17 protein-coding genes and 1 pseudogene are annotated in these 16,008 nt (G+C 50.5%); 13 read left to right on the top strand and 5 right to left on the bottom strand.

All coding sequences use genetic code 11. The features are described from left to right. Positions 1 to 130: 130 nt before the first annotated feature. Positions 131 to 1,129: an alpha/beta fold hydrolase gene (locus PsAD26_RS27585; protein ID WP_063312952.1), complete on the bottom strand. Its 999-nt coding sequence runs from the start codon at positions 1,127 to 1,129 to the stop codon at positions 131 to 133. A gap of 386 nt (positions 1,130 to 1,515) precedes the next feature. On the opposite strand from PsAD26_RS27585, the gene ffh reads away from it, so the two are divergent. The 12 genes and pseudogenes from ffh (at position 1,516) to PsAD26_RS27525 (ending at position 11,983) form a co-directional block, all read left to right on the top strand. Next, positions 1,516 to 3,072, top strand: coding sequence for a signal recognition particle protein (gene ffh / locus PsAD26_RS27580; RefSeq protein ID WP_063300566.1), 1,557 nt, complete (start codon positions 1,516 to 1,518; stop codon positions 3,070 to 3,072). Next, positions 3,073 to 3,390, top strand: a complete 318-nt coding sequence (locus tag PsAD26_RS27575; RefSeq protein ID WP_063312951.1) for a chorismate mutase — start codon at positions 3,073 to 3,075, stop codon at positions 3,388 to 3,390. A 21-nt stretch (positions 3,391 to 3,411) separates the two neighbouring features. Beyond that, the gene (gene rpsP / locus PsAD26_RS27570) at positions 3,412 to 3,801 is read left to right on the top strand and encodes a 30S ribosomal protein S16 (RefSeq protein ID WP_063291231.1); all 390 of its coding nucleotides are present in this window, start codon (positions 3,412 to 3,414) and stop codon (positions 3,799 to 3,801) included. Between the two features lie 36 nt (positions 3,802 to 3,837). Next, complete coding sequence (gene rimM / locus PsAD26_RS27565; RefSeq protein WP_063294621.1) at positions 3,838 to 4,401, top strand: ribosome maturation factor RimM; 564 nt, start codon at positions 3,838 to 3,840, stop codon at positions 4,399 to 4,401. Positions 4,402 to 4,511: 110 nt separating this feature from the next. Then, positions 4,512 to 5,216 carry a tRNA (guanosine(37)-N1)-methyltransferase TrmD gene (trmD, locus tag PsAD26_RS27560; protein ID WP_063312950.1) on the top strand — a complete coding sequence of 235 codons (705 nt, stop codon included), beginning with the start codon at positions 4,512 to 4,514 and terminating at the stop codon, positions 5,214 to 5,216. Positions 5,217 to 5,419: 203 nt separating this feature from the next. Continuing rightward, the gene (gene rplS / locus PsAD26_RS27555; RefSeq protein WP_063286463.1) at positions 5,420 to 5,881 is read left to right on the top strand and encodes a 50S ribosomal protein L19; all 462 of its coding nucleotides are present in this window, start codon (positions 5,420 to 5,422) and stop codon (positions 5,879 to 5,881) included. A 707-nt stretch (positions 5,882 to 6,588) separates the two neighbouring features. After that, positions 6,589 to 6,911: pseudogene (locus tag PsAD26_RS30430) on the top strand (hypothetical protein). 1,007 nt (positions 6,912 to 7,918) lie between these two features. Beyond that, complete coding sequence (locus PsAD26_RS27545) at positions 7,919 to 8,368, top strand: GNAT family N-acetyltransferase (protein WP_063312948.1); 450 nt, start codon at positions 7,919 to 7,921, stop codon at positions 8,366 to 8,368. 274 nt (positions 8,369 to 8,642) lie between these two features. Beyond that, on the top strand, positions 8,643 to 9,335 hold the full coding sequence (locus PsAD26_RS27540) for a TenA family protein (RefSeq protein ID WP_063312947.1): 693 nt from the start codon (positions 8,643 to 8,645) through the stop codon (positions 9,333 to 9,335). A 370-nt stretch (positions 9,336 to 9,705) separates the two neighbouring features. Next, complete coding sequence (locus tag PsAD26_RS27535) at positions 9,706 to 10,452, top strand: amino acid ABC transporter substrate-binding protein (protein WP_057465114.1); 747 nt, start codon at positions 9,706 to 9,708, stop codon at positions 10,450 to 10,452. A gap of 128 nt (positions 10,453 to 10,580) precedes the next feature. Beyond that, the gene (locus PsAD26_RS27530; RefSeq protein ID WP_057465115.1) at positions 10,581 to 11,255 is read left to right on the top strand and encodes an amino acid ABC transporter permease; all 675 of its coding nucleotides are present in this window, start codon (positions 10,581 to 10,583) and stop codon (positions 11,253 to 11,255) included. Then, positions 11,252 to 11,983 carry an amino acid ABC transporter ATP-binding protein gene (locus tag PsAD26_RS27525; RefSeq protein WP_063312946.1) on the top strand — a complete coding sequence of 244 codons (732 nt, stop codon included), beginning with the start codon at positions 11,252 to 11,254 and terminating at the stop codon, positions 11,981 to 11,983. The genes PsAD26_RS27530 and PsAD26_RS27525 overlap by 4 nt, the downstream gene beginning before the upstream one ends. A gap of 45 nt (positions 11,984 to 12,028) precedes the next feature. Here PsAD26_RS27525 and PsAD26_RS27520 read toward each other — a convergent pair whose 3' ends face one another. Continuing rightward, positions 12,029 to 12,979, bottom strand: coding sequence for a threonine/serine dehydratase (locus PsAD26_RS27520; RefSeq protein ID WP_063312945.1), 951 nt, complete (start codon positions 12,977 to 12,979; stop codon positions 12,029 to 12,031). Between the two features lie 74 nt (positions 12,980 to 13,053). After that, positions 13,054 to 14,226 (bottom strand): M20 aminoacylase family protein, encoded by a 1,173-nt coding sequence (locus PsAD26_RS27515; RefSeq protein WP_063312944.1) that lies wholly within the window; start codon positions 14,224 to 14,226, stop codon positions 13,054 to 13,056. A gap of 239 nt (positions 14,227 to 14,465) precedes the next feature. On the opposite strand from PsAD26_RS27515, the gene PsAD26_RS27510 reads away from it, so the two are divergent. After that, positions 14,466 to 14,831: a hypothetical protein gene (locus PsAD26_RS27510; RefSeq protein WP_063312943.1), complete on the top strand. Its 366-nt coding sequence runs from the start codon at positions 14,466 to 14,468 to the stop codon at positions 14,829 to 14,831. Positions 14,832 to 14,845: 14 nt separating this feature from the next. Here PsAD26_RS27510 and PsAD26_RS27505 read toward each other — a convergent pair whose 3' ends face one another. Further along, entirely contained in the window at positions 14,846 to 15,499 is a 654-nt protein-coding gene (locus PsAD26_RS27505) for a 50S ribosomal protein L11 methyltransferase (RefSeq protein ID WP_063312942.1), read from the bottom strand. Between the two features lie 6 nt (positions 15,500 to 15,505). Then, complete coding sequence (locus tag PsAD26_RS27500; protein WP_057461924.1) at positions 15,506 to 15,934, bottom strand: EVE domain-containing protein; 429 nt, start codon at positions 15,932 to 15,934, stop codon at positions 15,506 to 15,508. Positions 15,935 to 16,008: the final 74 nt, after the last annotated feature.

Raw genomic sequence — 16,008 nt, 5'->3', positions numbered from 1 at the left:
TGCCTCCTACGAGTAAAATCAGTACTACAAAAATAAAATATCGAAAGAGCATATGGGGTGCCTTTGTTCCTTAGCGGCACCAGCTTATTCCAGCTTGGGTTGAAATATCAAATCAGAGCATCAGGAAGTTTTATTGAGAGTAGACAGTGGGTACGCCTCTGGAGCCAAGCCACTCGATGATACCGTTGGAGACGAGGAGGTTGTTTTCCGGATTGATGATGTCGCCTGCGATGACGTGATGGTTGCCTGCGGACTCGGTTATGAGGAGGCGGTGCTTTGGTGCGCCCCAGTTTTCGAAGAACTTCGCTGTGGTGTGCTCATCTGAGGTTTCGTCACGGATATCGTAGATGAACATGGTTGGGATGGTTGCGTTCGCTGCATCCAGACTGCCCACGAGTTTGACCGTTTCAGCAAGAGGAAGCAAGGCGGTTGCCGGATAGGCGTTGGTCCACGCGTAGATCTCCTCAAAGTTGGCATTCGGATCAGCGACCCGGTAACGGCCCACGATGATTGGGGTGTAGTACTCTGCAAGCGGATATGTGAGCAGGGAGGTTCCTGCTGCGGCCAGTTCAAAAACGGGAGAGATGAGGACGATTGCTTCTACGTCCTCCTTTAGAGAATGATCAGTCAGATCCATCCATGCTGTTAGAGAACCTCCGAATGAGGTGCTGATAACTATGACTTTGTTGCCAATGGCTTTCCCAATTGTGAGCGCTTCTGCCAAAGCATTGAAGTAGTCATCGACCTTCGGTTCTCCCATAGCAGCAGGTGTACGGGCGTGACCGGGAAGCCGTGTGTAATAGAGGTTGGCCTGAATGGAGCTGGCAACGAGATCGGGAACGGGTCTGATCTCATCTTTGCTGGCAGAAAAGCCGTGTATGTAGACAACGGCATAATCCGTTTTGGCTTTGGTGTCTGGATTTTGCCAGATGATTTGCTTTTCGAGACCGGGCTTAATATCTGTAAAGCGGCTTTCGACCCGTGCAATGTATGCTTCAGGGTCTTCGCCAATATCGCTTGGATTGAACGTGATAGAGGGGGACACATAGGTGTTGGCCCAATAGAGCAGGAAGCCGATGATCAAAACAATAAGAGACAGCAAAAACAGATAGTTCTTTCGGAACAGCATCGTTAAATCGCCTCTTTTTTGGCTGATTGTGAGCCAGCTTGGCAGGAAACCTGGTGCATCTGTGAGTTTTCCTTTTTATCCAAGCTTATACAATCTCCAACAAATGGCGGTTTTGCTTGACTCGGCACCTGTATTCTCGTAGATACCCGACCTAACTCCTTCTATGTGAATACTGGAGCCACTGACTGGGACCCGAAAAGGTATAAAGAGATCCCAGAAGTCAACACCCGACAGCGCGTTGCGCCCTCGGGTGATTTTTTGCTATGTGCATTTGATTTGCCGTGGCAATTTTGGCTTAGTGACACCAAATTCACTAGGAACGAGTGTACGACACCAGTTGGTTTTCTTCAGGTGTTTGTGCAGAAACGAGATTTTAAAGGAACGACATGTTCGATAATCTGTCAGATCGCCTAGGCGGCATTCTAGATAAGCTCACAAAACGCGGTGCGCTTTCTGAATCCGATGTTAATGAAGCGCTGCGCGAAGTTCGCCGCGCGCTCATTGAGGCTGATGTGGCGCTGCCGATCGTGCGTTCTTTTGTCGACAAGGTGAAACACCGCGCTGTTGGCGCTGAGGTTGTTAAGTCCATTAAGCCGGGTCAGATGGTCGTTAAGATCGTGCATGACCAGCTTATTGAGATGCTCGGTGAGGAATCTCATCCGATCGACCTGAATGCCCCGGCTCCGGTTTGCATCATGATGGTTGGTCTGCAGGGTGCGGGTAAAACCACTGCAACCGGCAAGATTGCACGTCGTCTGACACAGCGCGATAAGCGCAAAGTTCTGATGGCTTCTCTTGATACGCGCCGTCCGGCAGCGCAAGAGCAGTTGAAGGTTCTGGGTGAACAGAACCAAGTTGACACGCTTCCTATCATCGAAGGGCAGCAGCCAGTTGATATCGCAAAGCGGGCGCTGAATGCAGCGAAGCTTGGCGGTTATGATGTGGTCATGCTTGATACAGCGGGTCGTGGCCATATTGATGAGCCTCTTATGCTGGAGATGGAGCAGATTAAAGCTGCGTCCAACCCACATGAAATTCTGCTTGTTGCCGATGCTCTGACTGGTCAGGATGCCGTTAATCTGGCGAAGAGCTTTGATGAGCGCTGCTCTATCACTGGTATCATGCTCACCCGTATGGATGGTGATGGTCGCGGTGGCGCGGCTCTTTCCATGCGTGCTGTTACCGGCAAACCGATCAAACTGATTGGTACCGGTGAAAAATCTGATGAGCTCGAAGATTTCCATCCAAAGCGTATTGCTGATCGCATTCTTGGAATGGGCGACATTGTTTCGCTCGTTGAAAAGGCTGCTGAAGCGATTGATGCGGAAAAAGCCGCAGAGATGGCTCGGAAGATGCAGAAGGGTCACTTTGACCTGAACGATCTTTCTGAACAGCTGAAGCAGATGGAAAAGATGGGCGGAATGTCCGGCATGATGGGCATGCTTCCGGGTGTTGGCAAAATGAAGAAGCAGCTTGCTTCCGCCAACCTTGATGAGAACATGTTCAAACGCCAGATGGCGATCATCTCCTCTATGACCAAGAAAGAGCGTGCCAAGCCTGAACTGCTTAAAGCAAGCCGTAAGAAGCGTATTGCTGCAGGTTCTGGTGTGCAGGTCGCTGAAGTTAATAAGCTTTTGAAAATGCACCGCCAGATGGCCGATATGATGAAGGCCATGGGTAAGGGCAAAGGCAAGGGCATGCTCGGCAAGATGATGGGCGCTATGGGTGGCGGTATGCCAGGCATGGGCGGCGGAATGCCGAACATCGACCCTAAAGCGCTTGAGCAGATGGCCAAATCCGGTCAGCTGCCGGGCGGCATGGAAATGCCTAAAGGATTACCGGGTGGTGGGCTTCCCGGGGGATTGCCAGGAGCTGGCGGCCCTAAATTGCCCGGTCTTGGTGGAGCATCTGGTTTGCCAGGGCTCGGCAAGGGGAAAAAGTAATTGAGCGAGATCGACAAAACTGAAGAAGCCAAGGCGATCCTTGGTGGACTTCGCTCCAGCATCGACAACATTGACGCTGCTCTGGTGCATATGTTGGCTGAACGATTTCGTTGCACACAGGCTGTTGGGGAGCTGAAAGCTACCCATGGTCTTCCACCGGCTGACACGGCCCGTGAAAAACTTCAGATTGAGCGTCTGCGCCGTCTCGCGGCTGAGGCCAATCTTGATCCTGACTTTGCTGAAAAATTCCTGAACTTCATCGTGAAGGAAGTCATTCGGCATCATGAAGCTATTGCTGCTGAACACAGCACAGACTGAATACCTAGGAGTAAATAAACAATGGCTACTAAAATTCGCCTCGCACGCGGTGGCACTAAAAAGCGTCCTTTCTACCGTGTCGTAATTGCAGACGTTCGCTCCCCACGCGACGGTCGTTTCATCGAAATCGTTGGTCGTTACAACCCAATGCTTCCTAAAGATGCTGACAACCGCGTTGAGCTGAATGAAGAGCGCATCAAGCATTGGCTTGGTCATGGCGCACAGCCTACTGACCGCGTTCTGCGTTTCCTGGACGCTGCTGGCCTGATGAAGCGTGAGCCACGCAACAACCCAAATAAAGCGAAACTCGGCAAGAAAGCTCAAGAGCGTCTTGACGAGAAGCTGGCAGCAGAAGCTGAAGCAAAAGCTGCTGCTGAAGAAGCAGCTGCAGAAGCACCAGCTTCCGAATAATATAAGCATACCCGATCTGAGAAGGAGACGCCGGCAATGGCAAACAAGCCTGAAGACCGCATTCTAATGGCTCAGATCGGGGCTGCTCACGGCATACGTGGAGAAGTGCGGGTCAAACCATTTGGTGATGACCCGCTTTCTTTTGGCGATTATGGTAAGCTCGAAAGTGCTGACGGTAGCCGCAAATTTAAAGTTAAGAAGGCTCGCATTCAAAAAACTGTGGTGGTTACCAAGTTTGAGGGCGTGAATACCCGCAATGAAGCAGAAGTCCTCAATGGGATGAAGCTTTATATCGCTCGCGAAAAACTGCCTGAAACAGAAGACGAAGACGAGTTCTATCACACTGATCTCATTGGCCTAAAAGCCATTGATGAGAAGGGTGAGGCAATTGGAACTGTGTTGGCTCTTTTGAACTTTGGCGCAGGTGATTTGATTGAAGTTGCCCCGAAGAGCGGCAATTCTCTTATGTTCCCATTCACAAAAGCTGTTGTTCCTACCATTGACCTCAAAGAGGGATATGTGGAGGTCCATGCTCCCGAAGGCTTTTATGATGAAGGTGAAAAAGAACCCGAAGATGGCTCTAAGCCAGAAGCAGGCTGATTTTTCGCATTATCAGATGCAGACATTGCTGAGATCATCAGCGTGATTTTTGCAGTTTGTGCATCAAAATACATTCCAGAGACTGACCTAACTTGAGCAACGGGTATCCTATGACCTTTCGTGCATCCATCTTGACGCTGTATCCTGAGATGTTTCCGGGAAATCTGGCAATGAGCATGTCTGGACGTGCGTTGGAGCGCGGGGATTGGTCTCTTACAGCGAACAACATTCGCGATTACGCGACTGATAAGCATCGCTCGGTTGATGACACGCCTGCTGGCGGTGGCGCTGGTATGGTTTTGCGGCCTGATATTCTGGGCAAGGCGATTGATGATGTGACTGAGGACGAGGATACGCGTCCACGGTTGCTTATGAGCCCGCGCGGAAAGCCGTTTACGCAGGCAAAAGCTCGTGAACTGGCTGATGGACCGGGTGTGATTATCGTCTGCGGTCGTTTTGAAGGTGTTGATGAGCGCGTCATAGAAGGGCGCCAGCTCGAGGAAGTGTCTATTGGCGACTACATTCTCTCAGGAGGAGAAGTTGCTGCTCACGTGGTTTTGGACAGCATTGTCCGCCTTCTTCCCGGTGTTATGGGAAATAAAGAGAGCGGCGAATCTGAAAGCTTTGAGAATGGTTTACTTGAGCACCCACATTATACGCGGCCTGTCGAATTTGAAGGGCAGGAAGTCCCATCTATTCTTAAAAGTGGTAATCATAAACTGATTGATCAGTGGCGCCTTGAGATGTCTGAAAAGATTACTCAAGAAAGACGGCCTGATCTCTGGAAGGATTACCTAGAAAATAGCCGTGGATAGCGGGTTTTCTACACTTTTTTCATGACAAACCTTCAAAAATCGGCTAAACCCGCGCCGACTGGAGTGGATTCTGTCTGGCGTTTGCCGCTAGGGTCCTAGTTCCACTTCACTTCCCGGCATAATGCCAAGGTTTGGTGAACACGTCCCGGTGGCTCGACCATTGAGGGACGCTCTGACCAATATTTAAAATGGAAGAAACTGCCATGAATATCATTGAGCAGCTCGACGCCGAAGAAATGGCTCGCATCGAAGAGAAGCGTACGCTTCCTGAGTTCTCTCCAGGTGATACGCTACGTGTTCTCGTACGCGTTACCGAAGGTACTCGTACTCGTGTGCAGGCCTACGAAGGCGTATGCATCGCACGCTCCGGCGGCGGCATCAACGAAAGCTTCACCGTTCGTAAGATTTCTTACGGCGAAGGTGTAGAGCGTGTATTCCCAATCTTCAGCCCAATGCTTGAAGGCGTGGAAATCATTCGCCGCGGTAAAGTCCGTCGTGCGAAGCTTTACTACCTGCGTGAGCGTCGCGGTAAGTCCGCACGTATCGTTGAAGCTACCAACGTACGCGCAAAGCGCCTTAACGAAGAAGCTCGTGCGGCTGCTAATGCTGCAAAAGCTGCAAAAGCTGCTGAAAAAGCTGCTGAAGCTAAAGGTTCTGCAGAGTAAGATTTACTCTTCGGCCTCTATGGTTTCTAAAACCCCGCTGAGAAATCAGCGGGGTTTTTTGTGTTCATAGTCGGTTTTTTTGCAGGTTCTGCGGTTTGGTTGGCTTCAGGCATAGCAGCGCCCTCGGTGTTATCCTAAGCGAAGATCCGGAATCTATAGCCGCTTGCTTGTCTTTTTGCTTTTGCCATTCAACTGGATCTCTGTGTGTTCATTTTCTGCTTGAATGGTAGCGAGGCCGAGGTCGTTTGGCCTCAGATCAGAGCCCAGCAGGGCTATCGATCGTGATGAGGTCAGATGCCGTCTCGCATGTATTACCAAACCTAAACAGCTGATGGTGTCCGCATCGCGCGGCGCTTGTGTGGGATAATGATGGTGGGGTCTCACCAGCGTATCCCGACGGCAACACCTCTCTTGCTTTTGCAACTTTTCGTTGACAGGTGAGCGGTTCCATTCCACATTCATATGTGAGGCTTCGAAACCTCTGAAAAGCGGTAACCGCTCCCGTCAACTAGCGGATTTTTTGTGTCTTTTTTCTGAAGGCGCAAACCCTTTGCTATGAGCGGGAGGGCGGTGAATACAACACCTCCTTCGGGAGGGAATAAACTCGCCTGTCTTTTCCAGGTTTCGAACCTCCCGCTCGCCAGCGGGCCGTCGAAAGCTCGTCTGTCGTCGCGGATCTTCAACAGCCAGAAAAGAAGGCTTTGAATATGGACGACACTGCATGCGCCTGTGGCGCCACAAATACTCTTCAGAATGAAATTGACGACGTGAACGTTGCTGTTTCTGATCTCCAGAACCTCGCTTATATGCAGCATATGGTGCTGAGCGAGCGGATGAAGAACAGTTGCGAACGTGACGTTTTAATCACTTTGTACTACGCTTTAAGTAACCGCCTAGAGGCACTTGATAAGACCTGCGGAACTTTAACTGATGCGTTGTCTGGCAGCTCCTTCCCTAATTTTCCGGTCACGCGACACGCAGCGTCGCCTCTCCAACATTGGTCAATACTAAAACTGTGTCTCTTGATTAGATCACTGTGAACGGCACTCCAAGGGCTGCCTCAACTACCCTTGCACAGCCCTTCATGAGTGTCCTGCTGGTCTGCGGCCGGGCGAGTTGTGCCCGCAGGCCAGCATCTTAGTGTGTTTGAGTAGAAGCGATTGTGGGTGTGGCTCTGGATCCCGGATCTGCGCATTGCTTGTCCGGGAGGACGGCGATGGGTGAATTGCGTGAAGAGAAGGTGGTTGGCGTAGTTTTCGGCTGATGCTCATCATCTGCCCGCAGATAAGTGGGCTTACTCTTTAGCCAATTGGTTTCCCCCACTGTCATCCTGGGCGGAGCGTAGCGGAGACCCGGGACCTATACTCCCGGTGTTAGAGATTGATTGAGTGCCTCAGTGGAAGATTCAAGCAAGGGGTTATAGATCCCGGCTCGGGGGCCGGGAAGACACCAGTGGGGGAGCTGTAGAAAAACTTATCCCCCTCCTGAATTCCTCCCATATTCTAATCCTATGCCTACGTAACGGGCTGCTGGCGGAGCGACCGTCAGTTTGTCGTAGGCTGGGCGGGGCTTCTGGAAGACGTAACGCACCTTTCAGTGGTCCGGTGAACCGAACTTCAAACGTGACCGCATGGTTTGAGGGGAAGGGCCCAGGACTATAGGGTATCACGCGGCGACGGGTGCAGATGTACCGGTGAGGTAACTCACTTTTGCAGATGTGTTTGTCAAAGACGGAGGAACTGTTCGGGCATGGAAACGTGTCTGGGTAAGCCACTTTCTTTCCGGGAAACCGGCTATCGTGCCTTATAGGCAAAAGAGGCGACGTTGTTCATTACAAGAAAGCCCGGGCAAGGCGATAGCTGATGCCGAAGAAACTAACTTACTCACACTGCGCAGGCACCACCTGCCGCCTTGCTCATCCCGATCTTCGGGAAACCTAACTCTACCACTGCATGGGATGCCATGTGGTGCTACTGGTGTTTGCAGGGGTACTTTACGCTAAGGTTATGCTAGGTTTTGCCAAATTATGGGGGGAATATGCAGACACTTGAAATTAGAGCTGCGCAGTATGATGAATTGCCTGAGGTCGCTCGTATGTACCGGTATTCGCGAGACAGATGCCTTTCATTTATACCTAGACTGCACACACCAGAAGAAGATCTTTGGTTCTTTCAGAATATTGTTTTTAAAGAGAATGAACTGACAATAGTCATGGGAGATGAGCAAATCATAGGTATGATGGCCACCAAAGATGACTGGGTAGAACAGCTTTATCTGGATCCGCGGCACCTGCGGAAGGGCGTTGGTACAAGGCTCTTAAACCAAGCAAAAGCTCACTCTTCCGGAAATCTGAAGCTTATGTGCTTTGTCAGGAATGTGGATGCGAGAGCATTTTACGAAGCGCATGGGTTTAAGGAAGTGAAGCGGACAAGCGGTTCAGAGAATGAAGAAGGTGCGCCCGATATTTTGTATGAGTGGAAGGCTTAGTTTTCCCAGCAAAGTAGAGGGTGAATTGTGGTGCAGTACGACGGGCGCGAGATGATACCCCTAAAATTGCAGGGGGCATATACGGTGATTTCCGTCTAGTGCAGCGTAACTCTGAGTGGCATTGTTCGAAGTAGATGTAAGCCAGAGCACTTTGCGTTGTTCAAGATTGACGCTTCCTGCTCTTAGCGTTTTTGCCATGCGTGTCCTTTTGGGAATATCCGAACCACTATTAGGAGGATGCGCTTTAGGACAATGTGTTGGGAGGCACACGAGAATGCTGAACACTGCAAGTTATGCCAACTACAAGATCACCCATACGGATGAGACCTTTACGGATTGGCTTGTGAAATCTGCAGGACCTGCTTGGAATAAGGCGATCAATCACCCGTTTATCAGTGCTGTTGGCAACGACACAGTGAGTGCCGAGGTGTTCACCCGTTATTTGTTGGAGGATTACCACTACATTCAGGATCTGGCATCCGCGTTGGGATTCTTGATTGCCAAAGCGCCGACAATGGCTGCCAAGACGCGTTTGGCTGGCTTTGCACAACAGCTGACTTCCAATGAACTGGGATATTTTCAACGCACCTTTAAAGAACTGGGCATCGCGCCTGAGGTTTATGAGGCAGCAAAGCCCAATACGATTACTCGGGCAATTGGCGCAACGCTGTTGTCGACAGCTGGCAAAGGTCACTACGTTGATGGCATGGCAACATTGCTGGCTTCTGAGTGGATCTATCGTGAATGGGGCCATCGGGAAGCTGCTAAGCCACGACCTGAGCGGTTATACCTTGCTGAGTGGGTTGAGTTTCTGGCGACCGATGAGTTTGGTGAGTTCATTGAGTGGATCAAGCGGGAGGTGAACTCGATTGGCGAAGAAGAACGTGTGAAGCGCCAAAGCGAGATTTCAGAGAGTTTTACTCATATGTGTGAGCTTGAAGCTGAGTTCTTCGACATGGTGAGCTGACAAAAGGCTTCAAATCTGAACCAGAAATGCTCTCTGTTTTGCGGGGAGCATTTTTTTCAAAGGGGTAGGTCCCTAGTTATACGTATTGGCTAAAAACTAGGGGTAACTGCACGTTTTACCTGTAACATCTCCGTGATATTACTGGAAAATTGCAAGAAATGACAAGATGTTCTCAAATGAGATTTTGTCTCCAAACGCCTTATGGGAAGTATTTTTTATGTATGTGAGGTTTTGTGGTAACTGGTTCTAATAAATTCTAGTGTTGGTAGTTTATTTGATTTAAATAAGCTCACAGCTCCGCTAATTGTAGAAAATTTTCCTCATTCTGATAGAACGAGCTCAACAAAATAATAGTAATCAGGAATAGATTATGTTCTCTCGTTCTACTGTTGCTGCACTTGCCCTTCTCGTGGCTGTTCCTGCTCAGGCTGAAACAATCCGTGTGGGCATGTCTGGTGGGTATTTCCCATTCACATTTGTCAAGCAGGACGTTCTGCAGGGCTTTGAAGTTGACGTTGCTCGTGCGATTGCTAAGCAGACTGGTGATGAAGTTGAATTCGTTACCATGAGCTTCTCCGGCCTGATTGGCGCTCTGGAAGCTGGCCGCATTGACACTATTGCGAACCAGATCACCATTACGCCTGAGCGTGAAGCCAAGTTCACCTTCTCCCAGCCATACGTTTATGACGGTGCGCAGGTTGTTGTAAAAGCTGGCAACGAAGAAATCGGTGGCGTTGAAGACCTTAAAGGCAAGAGCGTTGCTGTAAACCTCGGTTCCAATTTTGAAGAGCTTCTGCGCGGTTTGCCATTTGCTGATGAAATCGACATCCGCACCTACGAAAGCAACCTGGCTCAGGATACTGCTCTTGGTCGTGTTGATGCGTTTATTCATGACCGCATCAGTGCAACACAGGTGATCAAAGAAACTCCGCTGCCGCTAGCGCTGGCTGGTGCTCCATTCTCTGAAATTCGCAACGCAATGCCGTTCCGTACTGATGAAGATGGTAAAGCTTTGGCTGCTAAGGTAGATGTTGCAATCGACGAACTGAAGGCTTCAGGCAAGCTGGCTGAGATCTCCGACAAGTGGTTTGGAGCGGACATCACCAAAGCTGACTAAGCTGTCCGTTCAGAATTAGTAAAGCAGTTCACATCTAAGAATCTTTGGTGGAACTGCTTTTCCTTTTTCATGCCTTCGGGAATTTACTCCCGTCGTTCGAGGGCATGCTCTAATAACAAGAACTGATTATGCGCGCCTTAGATCTGGACTACATGCTCGGCCTTTTGCCGATCCTTTTAAAGTACTTACCCCTAACTTTGGGTATGGCAAGTGTGTCCATGATTTTGGCGCTTATACTTGCATCGCTGTTTGCAATTATCCGCGTGGTGCGCTTTCCTGTCTTGGATGCAATCACGCGGCTCTTTATCAGCTTCTTTCGTGGAACGCCGCTGCTGGTGCAGCTGTTTTTGTTCTACTACGGTTTGCCGCAGCTCTTTTCGTTCCTCACAGCGATTGATGGGGTTTCAGCTGCGATTATCGGTCTGACTCTGCATTTTTCCGCTTATATGGCAGAGAGTATTCGTGCGGCGATCCTGGGTGTTGACCGTAGCCAATGGGAAGCAGCAAAGTCGATTGGTATGTCTACTGGTCAGATGATGCGCCGGATTATTCTACCGCAAGCAGCGCGTGTTGCTGCGCCAACGCTGATTAACTACTTCATTGATCTGATCAAAAGCACCAGTCTGGCCTTTACGCTTGGTGTGACTGAATTGATGGGTGCTGCGCAGAAAGAAGCAGCAGGAAGCTTCCTGTACTTCGAGACGTTTATTGTCGTTGCCGTTATTTATTGGGCTGTGGTTGAGAGCCTTGCTTTCGTTCAGACCCAGATTGAAAATCGACTTTCAAAGGCTGTTTCCAGATGATCCAGATCCGCGGGCTCACAAAAATCTATAATGGTGTCCCTGTGTTGAACGGGATCGACCTGGATATCAAAAAAGGTGAACGTATCGCCATTATTGGTCCGTCCGGGACCGGTAAATCCACCTTGCTGCGTTGTCTCAACTTTCTTGAGACGCCAGAACAGGGCGAGTATGTTCTTGATGGCAAGAGCATCGACGTTCGCAAAGCAAATGCCGCGCAGATTAAAGAGATGCGTCTGAGAACAGCGTTTGTGTTCCAGAACTACGCCTTGTTTGCCAACAAGACAGCGCGTGAGAATATTGCTGAAGGCTTGATCACCGTTCGTGGTGAAGCCAAAGAGACTGCGTTTGAGCGGGCTGATGAGATTCTACGGGATATTGGTCTGGCAGATAAGATTGATGCCTATCCTGCGTCTCTTTCTGGTGGTCAACAGCAGCGTGTTGGTATTGGCCGTGCGATGGCGAGTAACTCAGAGCTGATGCTGGTTGATGAACCGACTTCTGCGCTTGATCCTGAGTGGGTTGATGAAGTGCTGCAGCTGCTTACCCGCGTTGCGCAGGCTCATCAGACGATGTTGATCGTGACCCATGAGATGGCATTTGCAAAAGAGATTGCGGATCGTGTTCTGTTTATGGAAGGCGGGCGCATTGTTGAGCAAGGCCCACCTGAGAAGATCTTCACGAGCCCAGATGATCCAAGAACGCGCAGTTTCTTGCGGAAAGTTCTTTAGAGAGTTTCGAGAGCGGTACCTTCTTATGGATGTACCGCTTTTCTTTTATCGACCGGACAGGGTGTTGTTGACCTGAATGAGTTCAGCGTTACCACCACACAATAGGACGCCGATGCGCTCGCCTTCTTCTGGCTTGTATGCACCGGAGATCAGAGCTGCCAGGGCTGTTGCGCCGCCTGGTTCGACGACGAGCTGCATTTCTCTCCAGAGGCGGCGTTGCGCGGCGAGAATAGCGTCGTCCTCGACAAGGATGGATTGCGCGATGTGGTTTCGTGCGACCTCAAACGGGAAGGTGCCGCATCGTTTTGCACCCAGTGCGTTGGCCGCGATGCTGTCCAGTTCGACATCAACTGGCTCACCGGCTTTAAGCGCGGCGTTCATGGAGCAGGAGCCAAATGGCTCTATGGCAATGACTTTGGTGGGGCTGTTTGCATAGTAGCTTGCAACACCTGCTGCGAGGCCACCGCCACCGACAGCCACAAGGATGGTATCCAGATCTGGGCTTTGTTCCGCCCATTCCAATGCTACGGTGCCCTGACCGTTGATTGTATCTATGGCGTCGAATGGATGAATATCAATTGCGCCGGTTTGCTTCTGGTATTCAGTGCACAGAGCTGCAGCATCCGCATAGGCGGCGCCTTCGACATGGACGTCTGCGCCGAAGCTGCGGATCTTATCGATCTTCGCTGGGTTGGAGATCTCAGGTACGAAGATCTTAGCTTTCTTGCCGAGCGCATGAGCTGCACAGGCAACGGCGGCACCGTGATTGCCACCTGAGGCTGCTGCTATACCAGCTTCTGGAATTGAGTTGTTTAGTAATGAGTTGAATGCTCCACGCGCTTTGAAGGAACCTGAATGCTGCAGGTGTTCCAGTTTCAAAGAAATGGAGTACTTCAGGCCAAAAGTGCCGTTACCGCTCACAATAGACGGAGTTTTGCGAATGTATTTCTGAATTCGTTTGTGAGCGACTTCAATAGCTTGCTTAGATATTTGCACGGTAATGGCCTGAATATTTTTAATATAGAGAAGCCCCGGAAAAATCCGAGGCTTCGAAAATTGCAATGTGCATTTTAGGTTGCAGGCATCGCAGTTTCAACCAGTTTAATGAAATAGGAACAGCCATATGGAATAGCTTCGTCATTGAAGTCATATTTCGGATGGTGCAGTCCCGCAGACTCTCCGTTTCCAAGGAAGATGAAAGCACCGGGCTTTTCTTCCAGGTAATACGCAAAGTCCTCGCCGCCCATGGTCGGGTCGATGTTTTCGTCGACCTTGCCTGAGCTGCCTGCGATTTCAGCCGCGATCTGTGTTGCGAATTTGGTTTGGTCTGGATGATTTGATGTGGATGGGTACCCGTCTGCAAAGTCAAAGTCCACGCCAGCACCGTTTGCTGCGCAAACGCCTTCAACAACTTGCTTCACGCGTTGGGCAGCCTGCTTGCGAACATCCTGATCCAGCGTACGGATGGTGCCACCCAGTTTTGCTGTGTCTGGAATGATGTTGTATGCAGTGCCAGCTTGGAAGAAGGTCACGGAAATTACGATAGACTGCAGTGGTCCAACGTTACGGGATGCGATGGACTGCAGTGCTGATACGATCTGTGAGCCCACCACCACGGGGTCAATTGTGTTGTGTGGGTATGCTGCGTGGCCGCCGACGCCTTTCACGGTGATGGTGAACTCATCGGTTGATGCCATCAGTGGACCAGAGCGGGTCGCGAAGTGGTCGATTGGAGTGCCTGGCTGGTTGTGCAGGCCGTATATCTCGTCCACATTCCAACGGGTAAACAAGCCGTCGTCCATCATTGCTTTTGCGCCAGCGCCGCCTTCTTCAGCTGGCTGGAATACGAGAATAACTGTGCCGTCGAAGTTGCGGGTTTCAGCAAGGTATTTTGCTGTACCCAGCAGCATTGCAGTGTGGCCGTCGTGACCACATGCGTGCATGGCGCCTTCGTTTTTGGATGCGTATTCCTTGCCGGTTTCTTCGGCCATTGGAAGAGCATCCATGTCAGCACGAAGGGCGATGGATTTGCCAGCGCCGCCGTTGCGGCCTTTGATAACACCAACGACGCCTGTGCGGCCAACACCTGTGGTGACTTCATCAACGCCGATCTCTTTCAGGATTTCGGCTACTTTTGCTGATGTGCGGTGTGTCTCATAAAGAACTTCAGGATGTTCATGAAAATCACGGCGCCAAGCGGTGATTTCATCGTGCATTTCTGCAAGACGATTAATGGTTGGCATCGGAGTGCTCCCTCAAATACTTCGGATTCTTATTGAGATTAGAAAATGAACCTCACTTTGGCCCAGTGCAGTGAAATATTGCAAGAGCAAATCAATCGCAAAAGGGTCAGTTGAGTAAAATTAAATGAACTGCCAATGCGCCTCCTTAACTAACCCGAGGACAGCTTAATCACGCTAAGTTATTGCTGACGTCAGGTCACATATTGCAGTTTGTTCAACTTCAGCAGCAGTGAGGCAGTATGGCGATCTATCGGAGCGTTTTTCGGAATGTCACAGAGGAGAAACAGCAATGGATGTTTCTCAACAAAGCCAATCGATACACCAGCCTTTTGCCTGCCAAAGCCGAGTTTGAAACTGGTCCTTTTGATTTTCGACGCAATGTCTCTATTAACCTCCTCGTGAATGGCGGCCTGTTTGGGACCTCTTTGCGCTACAACTCCTTGCGTGACAGTTGGAGTATGTGGCCATTAACGAGTGATTTCTCGCTTCAGATCGATAAGCGCACTGTGACTGTCGAGTGTGCTTTGACATCTCCCTATAAAGCGGATGCGAATGTGGAGTCGCTTGCACGGTTCTTTGAGGAAATGAGCAGGCCTAGTCGGTGATTGGCACTCTTGCTTCAGGCAAATGCGTAGACGGATGTCTTCTTTGTCTCGTTGTCTTCGAGCTCTCGTTGCACCGGAATTTCATAGGTTTGCAGGTGCGTGAGACGTGAGGTTGGGAAGTAGGAGCGTTGAGGATCTCCGACTAAAACCGGAATTGTTTTTTCCTTAGGGCTGGTGTCTAGCCAACTAAGAACCCTTGTGGTCATATCCGGGTCGTAAAAGACATCGCCGCAGCAAATCAGGTCGTAATTACCAAGAGAGCTTCCCAGAAGATCTTTAGTGCTGACTTGAATTGTAACCTGATTCAGGTCTGCGTTGATAAGTGCGGCATCTGCAGCGAAGAGATCTATGTCTGCTGCGATAGCTGAGGCTGCTCCGGCTTTCATTGCAGCGATGGCGACGAGGCCTGAGCCGCTGGCGAAATCGAGGATGTGTTTGTCTTTAACAGTCTCGGGATTGTCGAGAATGTAGCGGGCTAGTGCTTGTCCACCCGCCCATGCAAATGCCCAGAACGGGGAAGGGACACCAAGCTCTTCCAGCTCCTCTTCTCCCATGCGCCAGAGATCGACGCTTTCGTCTGCCAGGTGAAGAAGTATGGACGGCGCATGAGGAACGGGATGGTGACGTGTCTGTTCCAGGATGAAAGTGCGCCGGTCCGTAATTGTCATCGGTGCTTAGACCTCTGATGGGTCCATGCCTGCCATTTCCAGAACAACGGCCCATTCTTCCGGCTTTACCGGCTGAACAGAAAGGCGCATGGACGTTACGAGGGCCATGTCGGAAAGACGTTCTTCGGCCTTCACTTGCGCCAGCGTTACTGTCTGCGGAAGGTCTTTGACGGCTTTGATGTCTACGCATTCCCAGCGTGGATCATCTGTCGTGGAATCTGGGTGTGCGAGCGCGCAGACCTCTACGATGCCGACAACTTCTTTGCCGATGTTGGAATGGTAGAAGAAGCCACGGTCACCGATTTTCATGTCGCGCATGAAGTTGCGGGCCTGATAGTTGCGTACGCCGTCCCACTCTTCGCCTTCTTCACCCTTGGCTTTTTGATGATCCCAAGACCACTTGTTAGGTTCGGATTTGAACAGCCAGTATTGCAACTTTGCCTCCATTAAAAAGAGCACCTGCCTACAATGAGAGACTGGTGCTCCAGAATTGACGTGTTGTAATACTT

The organism is Pseudovibrio sp. Ad26 (genome assembly GCF_001623285.1).
GTDB classification, from domain to species: Bacteria; Pseudomonadota; Alphaproteobacteria; order Rhizobiales; family Stappiaceae; genus Pseudovibrio; species Pseudovibrio ascidiaceicola.
This window is presented reverse-complemented; position numbering and strand designations above follow the sequence as displayed.

What these genes read in the sequence shown, in the direction of transcription:
- PsAD26_RS27545 (WP_063312948.1), top strand. Translation starts at nt 7,919, where the DNA reads ATGCAGACACTTGAAATTAGAGCTGCGCAGTATGATGAATTGCCTGAG.
- rplS (WP_063286463.1), top strand. Translation starts at nt 5,420, where the DNA reads ATGAATATCATTGAGCAGCTCGACGCCGAAGAAATGGCTCGCATCGAA.
- rimM (WP_063294621.1), top strand. Translation starts at nt 3,838, where the DNA reads ATGGCAAACAAGCCTGAAGACCGCATTCTAATGGCTCAGATCGGGGCT.
- PsAD26_RS27505 (WP_063312942.1), bottom strand. Translation starts at nt 15,499, where the DNA reads ATGACAATTACGGACCGGCGCACTTTCATCCTGGAACAGACACGTCAC.
- PsAD26_RS27535 (WP_057465114.1), top strand. Translation starts at nt 9,706, where the DNA reads ATGTTCTCTCGTTCTACTGTTGCTGCACTTGCCCTTCTCGTGGCTGTT.
- PsAD26_RS27585 (WP_063312952.1), bottom strand. Translation starts at nt 1,129, where the DNA reads ATGCTGTTCCGAAAGAACTATCTGTTTTTGCTGTCTCTTATTGTTTTG.
- PsAD26_RS27510 (WP_063312943.1), top strand. Translation starts at nt 14,466, where the DNA reads ATGGCGATCTATCGGAGCGTTTTTCGGAATGTCACAGAGGAGAAACAG.
- PsAD26_RS27530 (WP_057465115.1), top strand. Translation starts at nt 10,581, where the DNA reads ATGCGCGCCTTAGATCTGGACTACATGCTCGGCCTTTTGCCGATCCTT.
- ffh (WP_063300566.1), top strand. Translation starts at nt 1,516, where the DNA reads ATGTTCGATAATCTGTCAGATCGCCTAGGCGGCATTCTAGATAAGCTC.
- rpsP (WP_063291231.1), top strand. Translation starts at nt 3,412, where the DNA reads ATGGCTACTAAAATTCGCCTCGCACGCGGTGGCACTAAAAAGCGTCCT.
- PsAD26_RS27515 (WP_063312944.1), bottom strand. Translation starts at nt 14,226, where the DNA reads ATGCCAACCATTAATCGTCTTGCAGAAATGCACGATGAAATCACCGCT.
- trmD (WP_063312950.1), top strand. Translation starts at nt 4,512, where the DNA reads ATGACCTTTCGTGCATCCATCTTGACGCTGTATCCTGAGATGTTTCCG.
- PsAD26_RS27540 (WP_063312947.1), top strand. Translation starts at nt 8,643, where the DNA reads ATGCTGAACACTGCAAGTTATGCCAACTACAAGATCACCCATACGGAT.
- PsAD26_RS27525 (WP_063312946.1), top strand. Translation starts at nt 11,252, where the DNA reads ATGATCCAGATCCGCGGGCTCACAAAAATCTATAATGGTGTCCCTGTG.